The organism is cf. Phormidesmis sp. LEGE 11477 (genome assembly GCF_015207105.1).
GTDB lineage: Bacteria > Cyanobacteriota > Cyanobacteriia > Phormidesmidales > Phormidesmidaceae > Phormidesmis.
The window spans coordinates 1-15,428 of record NZ_JADEXO010000130.1 but is presented as its reverse complement, the minus strand read 5'-3'; the positions used below and the strand labels follow the sequence as shown (position 1 = coordinate 15,428).

The window sequence follows — 15,428 nt, the reverse complement described above, 5'->3', positions numbered from 1 at the left end:
ATTCAATTGCTTGAAGACATTCTTCCTGCTATCGGCTTAGCCACACGCACACGCTGCGATGAGGAGTTGCAATTACTCGCCTCAATAAAAGAAGACTTGAGCAACATCTAGCCCGACTAGTTGCGATTCCCAGCAACCATACAAAGGAGAAAAATGAACAACACTATCGCTATATCTATTGAGCTAAAGGAGAACTCAGATCCTAACGTCATTGGGACTGCAATCGCACTTCTGATGACTCAGACGAAAGACCCAGAAGGAACAGCTAAAAGGCTCATGGCTGAGGCTGAAAAAGCTCTTTCCCAGTACCAAGAAAACAGCGTTATCGCATCTGACTAGTTGCGACATCACGTAGATAACCCGATAGGAGAAAACATGAAAAAAATAGTTGAGATCGTTTCTCTCAATCAGAGGTATTCCACAGAAACACTTATGCGCTTCTCCTTAAAGGACGAAGACGTATTGATTGAAATCGATGAAGAAGAGGAGAATCAATGGAGTCGCTTTTTAATCGCGAAGTCTGAGTTTTACGCGATGCTTCCAACTCTGTTTCCTGAAGACTTCGTAACAACCGACTAGTTGCACTCTCACGCAACCAGCCGGAGCCCAAAATTTCCCCTCCAGCCGGAGCCCAAAATTTCCCCTCCAGCCGGAGCCCAAAATTTCCCCTCCAGCCGGAGCCCAAAATTTCCCCTCCAGCCGGAGCCCGAAGACTAGTTGCAGTTTAAAGCAAATGCCCAGATAAAAGAACTATGCTGAAATACAACAACGGGCTACCTATCTATTGGAGATACCTACACTGGCCAGATTTAGAAGCTGCGATCAGTGCTTATTTTGAGCCATATGATCAGCCTGCTACAAAACCTATTCCAGAACTCTCAGAGAATCACTTGAGTGTATTCAAGCGTTTTCTGTCCTATTACCTAGAGGCTCCGATCTGGAAAATGAATTCAGCAGCGACAAAGGAAGATCTTGATTATCTAGATTCTTTAATAGAGGCTGTGCCGTGCCTCTCAAACAGATCCGAGATATCTGTTTTTATAGCCAAGTGCATTCAAATCGGTCTTGATCCGCTCTAATAATGCCAAGACGATTTTTAAATCTCATCTCACCACAGATCAACTACCGGGCCGCCTGGGTACATCCATCGAGCGGGTGCGCCTGGTCGCATGTCCAGATGAACAAAACCGTTCCCTACTGCCAAACCGCCCTTTCTGTGAAAGTTCTTGAGCTTGTAGAAGACATCTACAACGTTCATACCTTTCACCCAGAAGTCTACCGCGTCACCAGCCATGTGGCGTGAGCTTCTAGCACCCCTCACCCTTCGGTTGGTAACCGGGTCGCGGTATGCCGATGTGATGTACATTGGCATACCGCCCAGAAAAGCGCGAACCTCATCTAGATACTTGCATAGCTCAACGATTCGAGCTGTGATGCTGGCATCGACGGGAATGCGAGTGCCCCCTTTCGTCATCTCAGACCAGGTGAAGTTGCAGACTGTCGGTTCAAAATAAACAGGCTCAAAGACACCTACAGGGCGGCTGATGCCTGGGAGAGAAATCTTAGGGCCGTAAGCTTTATCAGCTTTTGCTTGTGCGATCGCAGCATCCTGATTTGCAATCGGCTCATCATGTGGATCGTTGCCTGGGTCGGTACCCTCGATCTGAGAATGCAGCCCATACACAAACCAGCGGATGCCGGGTTGGTTGGGGAGCGGCTGCGCTAGCTGTACAAACTCATGATCGTCGTTGATCGAGGCCGCGTTCCCCTCGTAGGGCCGCGAATCGTCCAGCTCGAAAGATTGCCCCGCTTTAATCTCCACCAATTGATTAGGCAAGCCCTTCAGCCTAATCTCGCTTGCCTGATTGGGTAGCGCTTTAAGGAAGGTGTCGGAAGTAATGATGAGCTTCACCCTTCAACTCCATTGCTATTCTTTTTCAACAACTCGGTAAGCACTTCAAGCGCTCCTGAGAATCGCTCAAATTGACGTTCGAGCTGATCTAGGCGGTCATCAGCCTCTTTGCTGAGATGCGCTGTATTGAGCTTGAGCTGATCCAAATCGCGCTGTATGTGACCAAAATCGCGCTGTGCCGCGTATTCCTTTAGCTCACCTTCTGCATACTTCTTTTTTGCAGCTTCGAGCGCTGTGCGCTTCTCTTTTGCCATCTGGCGGCGGTGCCCCCAGTAAGCTAATGCGATCGATCCAATCGTGATCGCTGTCGATATCGTTCTATCCCAGTTTTCAGGAATCATTTTGTACCACTAGAAGCCCATCGCCGTCGAAGCTGATAGGCATATCGTTATCTACTGAGATCGCAGCCCATGCGTCTGCCTCTGTTGCAGTTGGCTGCATACTCGCGGGGCAACTGCTGATCATCATTTCCCACAGCTGAATAGCCATAGCTAATTCACCGCCCTCGATAGCAAAAAAAGTTTCTAGCCTACCAACGGCCAACTGATTCTCTGAAGCGTTGCTGACTCTCTGATAAGAGGAATTAGCAAACATCTGGAGCTTAAAATTGCTCCAATCTGGAGAGATTGCAGGGCGTGGCACTCTATCAGCTTTGGGCATTCCAAACCTTCCTGTAAGTGGTACTGAGGCAAACGAATGGAAGCCTGGGCGCGGTGTTGATGCGTATCGTCCTTTGCCAAATAGCAAGGGCGTCAGCAGATGAGATAGATTCACCTACCCACTCACTCAGGCTGAAATAGTCGCTGTTCGATAACCCTTCTACTTCTAGGAAGTGATAGGGCGTCTCTTGCGATTGGGAATTTACCAAACTCAGCTCAAACCGCCACTTTTGCCCGTTGACGAAATCATTCCCGGCTCTGCCCCTCACAGAGAAGTAATCGAGCCAGATAGAGGCATCACCCAGAGGGTTGCCGTACTTAAAAACTTTGTTGCTGCTCAGCATGTCTGTGGTGCTGGTATGGTGCCAGGTCGAAGCCGAGACCCACACGCCACCAGGCCGAAGCATCCAGAAGGCTACGGGTGAGCCCTCGGAGAGCTGCCACCACAGCGCTTTGTCTGTGGGCGGTGATTCAGAGAATGCGATCGCGTTGCCATTGTCAGCAGGCTGAAGTTCGGCAACCGTGGTTCGATTGGCCTTACGATCTCGAATTATCAACAGCTCATCTGTCTGCTTTGGTACGATCGACGGCAGGTTGTAGAACTCTGTCATAGTCTCAACTCTACTCCGTCAATTGTGAAAGTCTCGCCGTTGATAGTGAACGGTTGAACCGCAAAAACTACCAGCGTAGGCTGTAACTGTGCCCACACCTCTAAGCGGTAATCAGACAGCCATCTATAGGGCCAAAATTCTAGATAGTAGCTGTAGCCGCTACCGTCGAACCGCTCAAAGTTCTCATCCAGATATAGCCGTTTGGTGTCTTTCTTCGGGTCACCAGGTAGACCGACTAGAACCTGAGCCAGCACGCCAGCCCTAATCCAATTTTTACTCTCACCGATTCGACTGGTGACGCGAATCAGAAACTGTGATGGCTGTGGAAATAGCAAGGGAATCCGCCGACCCACACAGCGCAGCGTTCGCCAGTCGTGAACCTTAGAAAGCGTTGTTGTGAGCTGTTTAGTAGGCAATCGGCCTCTTAAACGGCTTGGATAGAGTAAGCGAGATTCCCGAGAGGAGCGAACAACCACTAGCGATAGCAGCGGCGTAGAGGTCTGTAGGCGTTGTCAATAACAAAATCACCTACTCCAGCAAGACCGCCAACCTTCTTATTAGGCAGCTTGGCTACAGCATTTTCGTACTTATCCGGATCAACAAAAATATCAATTCGGCGCGTACGTCTGCCTTGATCGCGATTGGCATCGTTGCCAATACGATTCGGCTTCATTACCAATCGCAGAGTAGGCAGAGAGCGCTTGACTTCCTCAACGGCCCTGACTGGCTTGTTTCTGTTGCGAAGGCCAGAAGCACCAGAGGTACGGCTAGTAACCTCTTTAGCTCCAATATCCTTCTTGATTTTGTCGTATACATATGCCGCGCCTTGAAACTCATAAACAGTGTCGTTCACTGTTATTTGATAGCGCTTTCGTTCTGTTCCCATGACTTCCTCTAATTAGGGATTTACTTTCTCTGTGTCAGCTAGGCGCTATTTGTTATGCGTCTGGAAGATATGTATCAGCCGCGAATGAAACAGAGCCGCCTGTACCCGAGAGAACTAGAGGAATAGTGACTGAGATAGTAGCAACTAGCCCCTCAACATCGATGTCAATCGCAACGTTGTTTACGTCTTCTAGCGCTGATTCAGCAACTTGCATTTCGCGAGCAACTTCAAGAACCTGACCTTCGATAGTAGTAGAACTAGTGGTGATAGCAGCAGCCATGATAAAGCCTCAAATTGTGTAGTGAAATAGCCTTTAGAAAGTTACCCAACGCCGGGAACGCTAAAGCCATCTGCAAACGCTGTTTACCCTTCGGGTCTAGAGCCGAAGACTTTTACACATCAATGAAAGCTATTAGGCGGTTTAAGGTTCAAGAGTCGCGAGAAATATGGTCTCAGCGAGCCGCTAAAAAGAGAGGAATGAGACTCGTATCTACTGCTGAATATGCCGCTCAAACGAACTACTCAGTTCGAGCGGTGAGAAAGAAAGCACAGTGCGGCTGTTTAGGCGCTTTCAAAGAGGGCGGAAAGTGGTACATTCCTGTACCTATAAGCGTTTAGACCACAGCGGCGCTTGGTCTCGATGCCCTGCAAAGGCTTTGATGAAAGTTGCTTTCACGTCAACGACTTTAAGATCTCCCTGTCCTGCATTTTTGGTAATTTTGGGTACCTGAGTTTTATCAATAAATGCCGGATCAACTAGCGATTTTAGATAGGTCAGAACGCGCTGACCTTCTGCTTCGGAATCAGCATTCAAGATGATTTGGCTATTGTCTATCAGTCGATAAGTAAAGTGAAAATTCCCCTTCTTATAGGTAGGGAACTTGAATTTGTATTTTTCAGATAGCGCTTTCTTCGGGTGAGGGATACTCATGCTCCAGCGACTAGCACCTTTGCTGGTTGGCCCCCAAACAACGACGAGTTGGGGAACTTCACCAGGCCGCGTTTCAAAATGCATCGGTAGCGGTGCATCGCACTCAGGCGGGCACTTCGTATCTTCTCGAATTAGGTTGAGTGATTGGGTGATGGCTGCGATCGCGTCAAACACCCCTTGCAGCCCTTCCCCTTCATAATCAGCGGTCACGGGCTCAGTTTCCGGCGCTGGCAGCCCGCTTTGTCCATCTGGAATTATGAGCTCTTCGTAGTCGCATGGCTTTAGATCGAGCGAGCCACTGCCAGTTCCATCGACTAAATTCAGCACCCGATTTAGCAGAACTTTTATCTCTGCGAGTGATAGCTCTGTAGAAGGGCAGCATTCTGGATCGGGTGTTGGCGGATCGGGCGTCTCTGGCGGATCGGTTTCGGGAGGTAGATCCGGCACCGTTGGCGGATTGGTCTCAGGTGGTGGATCTAGCTCTGGTGGTGGTTCTGGCTGCTCGTAGTCGGGCGATTCTGGCAGCCTTGGCGGTGTGTATGTGGGCGGATAGTCAGGGCTATTGCGCTCTCTTTCGTTTCTGTCTGTCGGTCTACTAGGTGTTGTAGGTTTGTCGCTCGCAGGTTCGTTGCAATTATCTTCTTTCCCGTCCCTTCTAATGGGATCAAACTGAGTGACGACAGACGTGCCACCTGGATTTCCACCAAGCGGCCCGCGCTTTCTGTTGCCATCAGCATCACGATAAAAGTAAAAATTCTGTGTGCCACCATTTTTGAATGGCTCAGTAAAGGGCCCCTCGAAAGGCCCATACAAGAAACCACGGCCCCGACCTGGTTCATCAAGGATGGTGCCCGATATTGTATTGCTGAATGTGCCATCAAATCGGTAATTATCGTATGAATAGTTGACGGTATAAGCGGTTGGACACTGTCCGACTGATGGATCTCCTTCTACCCTGACGCTACCGCTTGGTTTGCCCGTTGGATCTGGGTAGTCGATAAATTGCCGAGCCCATCGACCGATTGCGCTCCCTATCGGCTCAGTGATCGCGTCAGCTATTTCACCTGTGAATTGAGTCGCTTCGTAGAACTCTATGGCTTTACCCACGACTGGAAGAGCCTTTGAAAGAGCAGCCGCGCCTAACAATCTCCCTGCTGAGCGCCTAGCAGCCTTACTATCGGCGATATCGTCTAGCGCGTCGGTCGCACCATCAGTCACCCACGGCGGCAACTCAGTATCAATGTTCCAAGTCGCTCGACCATTGCGATCTCGCACCACATTGGGCCGTCCGTACTCGTCAGCGCCAAAATCGGCTATATCGGCATCGCTCAGCCCTTTGCTACCCGAATCGTAGCTAGGTGCTGGCGGTGGTAGCTGATTGAGCGTAGCGGGGTTTACGGGTGGCTCATATATGGCCAGCGGTTGACTAGGTTGAGCGTTGAAATCAGGATGGAATACCCCTGTAGCATCAGGCGTTAGCTCGATCGTATCTGGATAACGCTCCATTGGTTACACCGTGTAGCCTGGCGGGAGAGATACGTTTTCGCTGTGCTCGATGACGTTTAACCATACGGGGTCGCTGCTGGCTGCAATATCGTTGTTAAGCGGTATCGCAATACGTCCGATCATAAATGTGTTGCTTTGATTCTCATTTGCTGACACACCAGTAATTGAAAACGTAGCGTATCTCTGCAAGTCATCCGATCGGCGCTCTGGGTAAGCCTTGCCTCCGTAGGCTGCTTCGTAAGTTGCTAAGCACCAGGCTGTCAACCCTTCAAGCGTATTGATAGATGCTGGGATGTTATCTCGATTGAGAGCTGTCATATACTAAAGTCAGTAACGGATCAGATTCAGCTTACCCGTACCCGCAGAAACACGGCATACAGCCCTTCTAAGCGATCGGTCACAGGTTCGAATCCTGTAGGATCCGTCGATTTAATCAACGGTAGCCTGCTCGTCTCGAACGCATATGCAAATCACTCTCAGCTCACAGCAAAGCAAAGCGCTTGAATCGCTTGCTCAGCATGGTGGATATGCTTTAGAAGATGCCATTGACACGGCGCTGGTGCTGCTCGCTGACGAGATAACGCAGCAAAACGGGGCGGACAGTCCAGGCTATTTAAGCTGGCTCGAACAGACACGAACGCAGATTGAAGTCGGCGTGAAAGCCGTAGAACAGGGCGCTGTTGTAGAGGCTGACGAGGTGCTGACGAGATTGCGGAATAAAGTAGAAGCTGCCAAAGCTGCCTCTGCATGAGGGTGCTACGCATTACGGTTCCAGCGAGTCAAGACCTGGGGGAGATCTCCGACTATTTTCTAGAACGAAGCGTTGACGCGGGTGAGCGGTTCGTAAAAGCGTTTGACCAGAAGTGTCAGTACATTGCTCGGTTCCCTTTTATTGGGAAGCCCTACGACACGATTAGTCCTGGTTTGAGAGGGCTGAAGTTAATGAGCTACATCGTTTTCTACAGCGTCTCTGAGAATGATGTCAGCATCTTGCGGGTAGTGAGCGGATACCGCGATCTACAGGATGTTTTCTCGGAATAACTCGGCCTGTTTTATAGCAAAGCGCGGATGCATTCGCACTTTGCTATGGCACTTTGCGCTGTATGACAAGGGCTGTAGCCTTTCGTGGTGTAGTAAGCAAAGTGCGGAAAGCTATATCTCCAATCTAAGGCAATTCCAAGACAGAGTTGAATCATAGATTTGGCGCTTTGGGTGGACCTGGTCGCGTTTTCATCTCTGCGACTTTTCGCCTCACCAGTGCCGCATTTAGAAAACGCTGATATGTTCGGCGGTGAACTTCTGGCAAGTGGCCCATTTGCCTCGCCATGATAGGCACTTCATAGCCGAAAGCGACTAACCCTCGATGACCGTAGGCATATCGCAGCGTGTAAGGCGGAAACCCAACTTTAGCTCGGCGGAATGCCTGTACAGCACTGCTCTGCTAAATATCGCCAGCCGCTTGATTCATCCAGGTCGAGGCGGCAAACAGGCATCAGCCGCCACGCTTCCACCCATTCTGCATAGAGGGGTAGTTCTATCAATCGGGGGCCAGTCTTGCCAGCTAGCACCTGTAAGTCTCCCTCATCGGTGAACTCACACCGCCGATCTGTTGAAACTAATGTAGTTGCACTGACACCTGCTGGTCAAAAGAGAATCTTTGAGGAAATACTGCCGAAATTGGGAGTACATTCCCTTTAGGTCTCGAATATTTATGTGATAAGTTCTACGAAGCTTGCTTGCGCTTCATGTAGGTAACTTCAAAGGCTTTGCAGGGTCTGAATTGCTGCAAACGGTTAGAGAAGGAAAAGGCGTCGTTCATATCATAGCGTTGAAAGATATCTAGACCTCTATCGAGTGAGATTTTCCAGCCGTGATCAGTAATGATATGCCGAGCGTGAATCGTTTTTGAGGTGTCGAAACCCCAGATCAGGTTGATGCCGATTGATTTTGCAGCTTCTGCTATTCTGTCTAAATTTTCCTTTTGCTTGTCAGGGTTGAGTGTGTCTTCAATCGTGACTAGCCGAACGTCTATCTCATCTTCGGTGGGTTTGCAGCGAGCGATCGCCTCTAGAAATTCCATGAAGTTACGGATTTGGTAGAACGCTCGAATATAGGGATCGGTAATCATGATGCCGGTTGCGCCCTTTAGATAAGGTTCGAATAGCCTGTCGTAACTAACGCCGCGCTGATTTTCCTGGAAGGTGAGGTGCTGTTCTTTGGGAGATTCTTCGATAGCCGATTGAGAGATAGCGCCTTTTGGCTCTGCTGCTGAAGGCAGAGGGTCTGGGTTGTCAGCGTTAACCTGACGATGGTAGGCACTAGGATATTGTGTTTCTTCGAGGGTGGCAATAGGCTTAGATTTGCCTGCGCGATCTGTGTAATAGAACTGAACAGCGGCGTAAGTAGAGTCAATGCGAATAAGCTGATCTTTTACCCGCTTGCGCCCTTCGATGGCGAACTTCAGCAGATCTTCTATTTCTTGTGGAGCTGCACCGCCTTGTGGAAAGAGAATTTTCATTAGACCTGAGAAGGTCTTGTGGATACCGTCTCTGTCTCTAGTAGAGATGTCTGAGGAGAGGGTGAAGTGGTCTTTGTAGCGATCTGAATAGTCGTAGCTACGCATGGCTCGCAGAATTTCAGCGATGTAGTCTACGACGAATCCGTAACCATCTGAGAACATTTCGCTGCGAATGATGTCTACTTCCCAGCCGGGAATGTAGCAGTGAATTCGATCGAGAAAGGCGGAATCGTAGAACTTGGCAGGTAGGTCGTTGAAGAGATCGGAGTGCTTTAGCATGTAGGGCAGCGTGTGCTGTGTGTTTCCGACTAGCGCGATGGAAGCTTCTGCACCTAGCGTTTCTACGCCGCGTGAGAAGGATTTATTGGCCATGTAGTTTTTCATAATGTCTACGAGGGCCTTGTTTACCCGCTTTTGCTTGCCGGCAAATTCATCGAAAGCGACAACGTCCCAGTAGCCGACAAGACCAATATTGCCGGTTGCATTGTTGACAAAGAGCTTGGCAACGGTGACTTCGCCACCGGAGAGTAAAATGCCGTGGGGAGAAAATTCTGAATAGATATGAGATTTGCCGGTGCCCTTAGGTCCGAGTTCTATAAAGTTGTAGTTGCGCTCGCAAAAAGGAATGAGGCGGGTGAGCTGAATGAGTTTACTACGCTTGCCGAATAGCTCTGGGTTAAAGCCAATGCTCTGCACGAGCAGGTCAATCCATTCTTCAGTCGTGAATTTTTTTCGAGCTTCTACGTATTCATCAAAATCAAAGTGAGAAAGTTGAATAGGCTTGAGAGTAGGCAGTAGCCAGGGGCTAACATTTCTATCTTCAGTAAATTCGTATTCAACATCGGCGATGCACCATACGCCGCTGACCAGAAGCTTTGGGTGAGCCTTGACCGTAGCAGAGTCAACGAGTAGCTTTTTGATACCAAGGTTGGCAAATTCGGCTTCGTAGACGTCGGCTTTGTCGTTTAGGGAAACGCTGATTTTGTCGATGACTTTGTAGCGGCCCTTTTCTTTGATATTAGAGCGGATGAGTCCGGCTTCGTTGCGGTGGACGTAATGTTTTCGCAGAATGTCTTTGACGGTGCAAATGCCGGTTTGAATGGAAGCTTCGTCGTTGGTGGCGCAGTACTGACCGAGCAGATATTCCAGCACGTAGGAGGGGACGATGGCGTTACCCTTGACGGCCTTTACTAGGTCTTTGCGAACGACAAGACCGGGAAAGTGATCGTTAATTTTCTGATCTAATTTTTTGGGGCTATGGTCGGTCATGGCGCGTGTGCTCTAAAAGTCGAAATCGCTAGTAAAAGATCGGCGGATAGTGTAAGTTTCTGATTTGTATTCTCTGTATTGAGACGTGCCTGGTAACTTTTCTTCTAGGCGTAGTTTGACGGTTTGGCTGTTGGCGGCATCGGCTTGGCTAGTTAGCAAGAATCTAATTTTGAGTTCTCTTTCTCTCGGGTTGTCGGTAGTAAAGTCGAAGGTAAGTTCGTGGCTATCGGAAATGAGTTCATTTTTCTGATTGTAGATGCCTGCTCGGAGAATGCGAGACTGAACTTTGGCTGTGGTGGGTTGGGCCTGGTAGAAGGCAACTGCGAGCTGCCCCGTTGTGATGGTGCGATTGCCGCCGCTGATGATGTCAACGTCTACGGCGGATAAATCGCTGTGCCGTTTTTTATTAACGCTAACGACTGGGATGACGACTTCTTGAAGGGTCGCGCCGCCATGGACGAATCGACTGCCGGAACCCTTTAGTCGCAGGCGGTTAATAGATTTTGGAATCTGTATTTCTAAATCGCCTGCGAGACCTACGCTGCTAGATGAGAACTTGCGAAGTCCTGGTGTGGCTGTGAGTCCTTTGCCTAGGCTGAATCGTCTGTCGCGCAGGGTTACTTGCTCACCTTCTACCTCAGCATTGGAGAAGTCGCTTTCAGCGATCGCACGATGCTGATAGATAAACCCATGATCTGCGGTCACAATCAAATTCGTGGCGTTAGCATTGGTGAGCTTTTTCACGAGCTGAATAAGTTCTTGGCAGGTTTCTTCGGCTGCCTCAAATACTCGCTCCTCAGAATCACGCTTATCACCCACGGCGTCAATACGGTTGTGATAGACATACACAACGCTATGGTCTCTAAAGAGCGTTCGGCTGTCTTCTCGGTTCAGCTTGATAAGCTGCTCGGCTTTGATGAGGGTAGCTGGGTCTTTGATATTATTTTCGAGAATTTTTAGTCTGTTTTTACTGCCCTGAGAGCTTTGCCCATCGACTTTGACGGTGCCTGTTTTGTTCGCGGATAAGGTGAGGGTTTGATTTGGGAGAAGAGCGGCCATGCCAAGCTGTGTGTAGCTAGGCAGCATAGAGAGGGCGGGTTCTACTTTTGCCTCATAGCGATTTTCTTGGCGGATGCGGCTGGCGAATTCCTCACCGATTTCGTAGCGCATGGCATCGGAGATGATGACGCAGACTTTTTTGCCTCTGTCTAAGAAGGGTTGAACCCAGTGGCGGAAGAAATTTTTCTGTAGCTGAATGGGGCTGGCAGTCCACCTTTCTGTGGTGTCAACGAGGGGCTGCCAGCTATCGTTGAGCTTGAGCAGGTAGCTGTTGGAGTAGAGGTTTTCAATTTGTTCGCTGAGGGTCTCCATGAGCGTGGCTTGGCTGGAAGCGCGAACGTGGAAAATGAATTTGCGATAGAGCTGATCGATGCGAAACCAGGTGGTGGCGTATTGTCCAATGCCCTCAGCTAGGGAGGGGATGGTCAGTGTGGCTTCACCTGCGGCAGAGATAAACTGAGCGGCGTAGTCGATGGCGCTGTAGAGATGCGCGAAGTCTGAATACCATCGGCTTTGGCGACGCTGGCGAATCCAAAGGGTAACGCTGCCGCTGGAGACGGTTTTGAGGGCAACGGCCTGAACCAGATCGCTGATGATTTTTTGGTCGATAAGGCGAAAGTAGTCTACTTCTAGTAGGGTTTGAAAGTCGTGATCGCGCACATCCTCTTCAATATTCAAGAAATTGGCGCAGTATTTGGAGTGATATTCAAAGTCACGCTCAAACTGACGGCTATCTTTCCAACGCTTTAAGAAAACTAGGGCATCCCCATTGAGATTAGCAGAGAGATTAGCTGAGCCCTCTGTTTCCATGGCATAGCAAGACTTGAATAGTTCGATAACAAAGTCTTGAATGCTGGGTGTATCGGAGGTGTAGCCATAAATTTGCTTGGCCTTTTGCCATAGAAAGGTATCTAGGTGGCAGCGGCCTATCAGCCCTATTTTCTCGCTTTTATCTTCGGCAAGTTCTGCTAGCAGGCTTTCTAATATGGCGTCGAGGCGCGGATCGCTGTCGGCGCAGACGGCGAGCATTTTGAGACGAATCGCATTTTTGGAGTCTTGCTTATGGTCGATTAGCTGTGCAAGCGCTGTTGTGCGCTTTGCAGCTTCATAAAAACCCGTATGGTCTTGCACGATGCTGACTAGCTCTCTGCCTAGCCCTAGTTCAGAGAGCCAGATGCCAACGCGATCGGTGCGAAATTCTGTGTGGGCAAGCTGAACGTCGAGCAGCCAGTTGTCTAGATGGGTGGGCTCTGGGCCATGTTTGTACAGGATGAATTTTTGCTTGGGCTGTTCTCGTAATATCTCATATTTAAGTGAGAATTCGTTGTTGTTAATCTCTCTCTTCTCAACGTTGGGAATATCTATTTCTTGATAGTCGTCGTAGAGTTCTTGTTTGGCGTCGTACCAAAAGACGATGCGATGGTCTTTGTCAAAGAGGAGTGTTTTGAGGGCTTTGGTGATGTTTTTCATGCGAGCAACCCTCCGAACAAGAAGTCAATAGTCGTCCAAAATTCACTATAATATCCACTTTGGCTACGGGATAAATAACCTTCTATAAAAGTTTTTAATTCGTCGTCGCTTAATCTAGAATCTAGAAATAGTCCAATAGCACCTTGCCGCAAGGCTATTAGCTTTGGAATATTGAGCTGTAGTTGTTTAATAGTATTGACTGCCCTTCTATCGGTATTTTCTTTTGGGCCGATGTTACCGTCACCATCAAAAATGAAATGAGTGGCACAAGTACTCTCCAAAGGCGATATCAATAAAGTTGGGTCGTAATCGCCTTTTGCATTACCACAATGACGAGGTTCTTTCTCAGCAAGTTCTCTTTGGCAGGAGCAGAGAAGATTCTGAAAATCTAACGGGTCGACGGTTTTATCACTTTTCGGCTTAAAGTGCTCTATGTGTGAATTATCTAAAGTTATCTGCCGCTCGCAGTAACAACAAAGACCACCTTGCTCTTTTATTAACGCTTCTTTGACAGGTATTCTAACTTTTTTAGTTTTTTTGAAGCGTTCATAGGTAGGATTCTTTTTTTTCTTTTTCCAGTCTATGAATTCTTGAGGCTCATTTTGTTTTTGAATATGCTTCATTTACCAATCAGCTCCTTGCGTCTGATTAGCACTCCGGCTTTCACCAAGTCAGGATCTGCGCCCATTTCTTCTCTAAGGCTGTCAATTTCTGTTCTCGCTTCTTCAAACTGATTTCTACTAATCATTTCATAGAGACTATGTAGCTTAGACGCAATGTGGTCAGGTCTTGTTGTCTTTAATCCCATTAAATCTTCCAAAATCCTGTCTACTTTTTGCCCGTAAGACTGCTCAGGCTTATAAGAGACAATGTTCTCAGCTTCCAAGTGAAGGAGAAAGATATTATCGGGCCTCACATGAGTAAGCACATGGGGTGAATGGGTGGAAACTAAAAACTGGCAGTTGGGAAAGACTTCGAGCAGCCTTGGCACAATAATGCGTTGCCACTGTGGATGTAGGTGTAAGTCTATCTCATCAATAAGGACGATACCTTCTCCTTCGAGTGGATTCTTTGCATTGGGATTTGCGATCGCCATTCGTCTCGCTAAATCACTCACCATTGCAATCAAGCATTTCTCTCCAGCCGATAGCTGATTGACAGTCAAGACTTGTTCGTTTTTCTCAATCTCCATTCTGAGTGGATTGCGATGAACCGATAAGTTATCGAATTCAGGGAGAAACCTATAGAGAGTATTGCGAACGGCTTCTAGCTGTGGGTCTTGGAGTTGAACAGTAGGAGTAGCGTTTTGTGTCTCGCCAGACACTCCATGCATTCGGGTCAATCCACGTTTTTTTCTGCTATTTCGTGCGGTTATCTCATTTTCTAAATCTTCTCTTTCTCGAAACCATTCAAAAAACGTGCGAAAGTTTGCACCTGTTGTGAGTGCGTTGTCGTACGCCGTTAGAATGTCAAAATCCTGTTTGCCTCGGATGCGAAGAGGAATGTCTAGGACAGCTCTATTTACTGGATAATAAACAAACAGAGGCATGCTAGCCAGCTCTGAGTCAGAAGTTATTTGAGATCGGATGTCCTGTGTGTATCCCTTCAATGCTGTTAAATTACTAGAATGATTGACTATGTTTTCGCCTCTACGCCCCTTAGCCAGTCTCCAAGAGACTGTTTTGTTCTGATGCAATCCTGTTAGCTCAATGGATGCGGCTGCTTGGCCATTAGAGATATCATCTTCGGGGATAGGACGCCCGGATGCATTGGCTGTACGAATACGGTTTACGGCCCAAGAGAGCAAAAGTGTAACGGCATCTAGTACTGTGGACTTACCTGCACCATTCACGCCTACAAATACGTTCAACCGTGCGTCCAAATCTAGCGAAAGGGAACGTGCGCCACGGTAGTTATTGAGGGTAAGGGTTTGTAGTTGCATAGGGCTTAGGTTACTTGTATTTCAGCATTTCTATCCCCCTCTCCTTCGGGAGAGGGCTGGGGTGAGGGCTCATATTTTCTAACTCAACCCCGCTACTTTTTTCAGCGCTTTGCCGAACTTAGGATAGTTTACCTTCACGCCATCATCCAGATCGATCTCGATCTGCTTCGTGGCCAGCGGATACAGAACATCCCGCTCATAGCTCTCCAGCTCCAAAATCTGCTTATTCAGCTTATCAATGTCCTTCAGCGCTCTCGCCTTCTCGGCATTAGAAGCCGCCGCGCTAATACTAATTTGCTCGCGCTGACTCTTGCGGGCTTGCAGCTTGGTTTGAAACTGCCTGAGGTAGTCGTTGAGAATTACGCTGACCGTATCGGGGCGGTAGCGGTGCAGGTAGATCAGGGCGTTGAAGGTGCCTTTGGGGCTGGAGAATAGCCAGTAGATCGGGCGCTTTTTGTAGCGTTTGAGGTGGTCGGTGTAGAACTCTTTGAGGAAGAATTTGCGGATGTCCTTTCCAATGGCGTCTTCGATGAATTTGAGGTTTTCGGGGTAGTGGTCGGTGCCGAAGGTGGTGCGTAGGAAAGTGGTGAAGCGTTCGGTGATGTCGTCGGTGAACCAGTCGCCGTCGAGGATGGGGATGACGTTGTCGGCGTCGGGGGTGAAGG

At 48.7% G+C, this 15,428-nt stretch carries 18 protein-coding genes and 1 pseudogene; 4 read left to right on the top strand and 15 right to left on the bottom strand.

Going from position 1 to position 15,428, the window contains the following annotated elements:
* The first annotated feature begins 153 nt into the window (after positions 1 to 153).
* Both IQ256_RS24670 and IQ256_RS24665 read left to right on the top strand, forming a co-directional pair.
* Complete coding sequence (locus IQ256_RS24670; RefSeq protein WP_193858347.1) at positions 154 to 339, top strand: hypothetical protein; 186 nt, start codon at positions 154 to 156, stop codon at positions 337 to 339.
* A gap of 36 nt (positions 340 to 375) precedes the next feature.
* Positions 376 to 579 (top strand): hypothetical protein, encoded by a 204-nt coding sequence (locus tag IQ256_RS24665; RefSeq protein WP_193858346.1) that lies wholly within the window; start codon positions 376 to 378, stop codon positions 577 to 579.
* A 529-nt stretch (positions 580 to 1,108) separates the two neighbouring features.
* On the opposite strand, the gene IQ256_RS30155 is transcribed toward IQ256_RS24665, so the two are convergent.
* The 9 genes from IQ256_RS30155 to IQ256_RS24620 form a co-directional block, all read right to left on the bottom strand.
* Positions 1,109 to 1,912 carry a D-Ala-D-Ala carboxypeptidase family metallohydrolase gene (locus IQ256_RS30155; RefSeq protein ID WP_193858345.1) on the bottom strand — a complete coding sequence of 268 codons (804 nt, stop codon included), beginning with the start codon at positions 1,910 to 1,912 and terminating at the stop codon, positions 1,109 to 1,111.
* On the bottom strand, positions 1,909 to 2,253 hold the full coding sequence (locus IQ256_RS24655; protein WP_193858344.1) for a hypothetical protein: 345 nt from the start codon (positions 2,251 to 2,253) through the stop codon (positions 1,909 to 1,911). The genes IQ256_RS30155 and IQ256_RS24655 overlap by 4 nt, the downstream gene beginning before the upstream one ends.
* Positions 2,243 to 2,572, bottom strand: a complete 330-nt coding sequence (locus IQ256_RS24650; protein WP_193858343.1) for a hypothetical protein — start codon at positions 2,570 to 2,572, stop codon at positions 2,243 to 2,245. The genes IQ256_RS24655 and IQ256_RS24650 overlap by 11 nt, the downstream gene beginning before the upstream one ends.
* Positions 2,559 to 3,182 carry a hypothetical protein gene (locus tag IQ256_RS24645; protein ID WP_193858342.1) on the bottom strand — a complete coding sequence of 208 codons (624 nt, stop codon included), beginning with the start codon at positions 3,180 to 3,182 and terminating at the stop codon, positions 2,559 to 2,561. The genes IQ256_RS24650 and IQ256_RS24645 overlap by 14 nt, the downstream gene beginning before the upstream one ends.
* Entirely contained in the window at positions 3,179 to 3,598 is a 420-nt protein-coding gene (locus IQ256_RS24640; protein WP_193858341.1) for a hypothetical protein, read from the bottom strand. Before IQ256_RS24640 ends, IQ256_RS24645 begins: the two co-directional genes overlap by 4 nt.
* A gap of 59 nt (positions 3,599 to 3,657) precedes the next feature.
* The gene (locus IQ256_RS24635; RefSeq protein ID WP_193858340.1) at positions 3,658 to 4,068 is read right to left on the bottom strand and encodes a hypothetical protein; all 411 of its coding nucleotides are present in this window, start codon (positions 4,066 to 4,068) and stop codon (positions 3,658 to 3,660) included.
* Between the two features lie 52 nt (positions 4,069 to 4,120).
* Entirely contained in the window at positions 4,121 to 4,348 is a 228-nt protein-coding gene (locus tag IQ256_RS24630; RefSeq protein WP_193858339.1) for a hypothetical protein, read from the bottom strand.
* 324 nt (positions 4,349 to 4,672) lie between these two features.
* Positions 4,673 to 6,505, bottom strand: coding sequence for a hypothetical protein (locus IQ256_RS24625; protein WP_193858338.1), 1,833 nt, complete (start codon positions 6,503 to 6,505; stop codon positions 4,673 to 4,675).
* A gap of 3 nt (positions 6,506 to 6,508) precedes the next feature.
* Entirely contained in the window at positions 6,509 to 6,823 is a 315-nt protein-coding gene (locus IQ256_RS24620; protein ID WP_193858337.1) for a hypothetical protein, read from the bottom strand.
* Between the two features lie 145 nt (positions 6,824 to 6,968).
* Between IQ256_RS24620 and IQ256_RS24615 the strand changes: the two genes are divergently transcribed.
* On the top strand, positions 6,969 to 7,256 hold the full coding sequence (locus IQ256_RS24615; protein WP_193858336.1) for a hypothetical protein: 288 nt from the start codon (positions 6,969 to 6,971) through the stop codon (positions 7,254 to 7,256).
* Complete coding sequence (locus IQ256_RS24610; RefSeq protein WP_193858335.1) at positions 7,253 to 7,546, top strand: type II toxin-antitoxin system RelE/ParE family toxin; 294 nt, start codon at positions 7,253 to 7,255, stop codon at positions 7,544 to 7,546. Before IQ256_RS24615 ends, IQ256_RS24610 begins: the two co-directional genes overlap by 4 nt.
* Positions 7,547 to 7,911: 365 nt before the next feature.
* On the opposite strand, the gene IQ256_RS24605 is transcribed toward IQ256_RS24610, so the two are convergent.
* From IQ256_RS24605 to IQ256_RS24580, 6 genes and pseudogenes are all read right to left on the bottom strand, one after another.
* Entirely contained in the window at positions 7,912 to 8,073 is a 162-nt protein-coding gene (locus IQ256_RS24605) for a hypothetical protein (protein ID WP_193858334.1), read from the bottom strand.
* Positions 8,074 to 8,228: 155 nt separating this feature from the next.
* Positions 8,229 to 10,292, bottom strand: a complete 2,064-nt coding sequence (gene brxL, locus IQ256_RS24600) for a BREX system Lon protease-like protein BrxL (RefSeq protein WP_193858333.1) — start codon at positions 10,290 to 10,292, stop codon at positions 8,229 to 8,231.
* Positions 10,293 to 10,304: 12 nt separating this feature from the next.
* Complete coding sequence (gene pglZ, locus IQ256_RS24595) at positions 10,305 to 12,821, bottom strand: BREX-1 system phosphatase PglZ type A (protein WP_193858332.1); 2,517 nt, start codon at positions 12,819 to 12,821, stop codon at positions 10,305 to 10,307.
* The gene (locus IQ256_RS24590; protein ID WP_193858331.1) at positions 12,818 to 13,444 is read right to left on the bottom strand and encodes a retron system putative HNH endonuclease; all 627 of its coding nucleotides are present in this window, start codon (positions 13,442 to 13,444) and stop codon (positions 12,818 to 12,820) included. The genes pglZ and IQ256_RS24590 overlap by 4 nt, the downstream gene beginning before the upstream one ends.
* Positions 13,441 to 14,763 (bottom strand): AAA family ATPase, encoded by a 1,323-nt coding sequence (locus IQ256_RS24585; RefSeq protein WP_193858330.1) that lies wholly within the window; start codon positions 14,761 to 14,763, stop codon positions 13,441 to 13,443. Before IQ256_RS24585 ends, IQ256_RS24590 begins: the two co-directional genes overlap by 4 nt.
* 78 nt (positions 14,764 to 14,841) lie before the next feature.
* Positions 14,842 to 15,428 (bottom strand): annotated as a pseudogene (locus tag IQ256_RS24580) (BREX-1 system adenine-specific DNA-methyltransferase PglX); the annotation flags it as partial.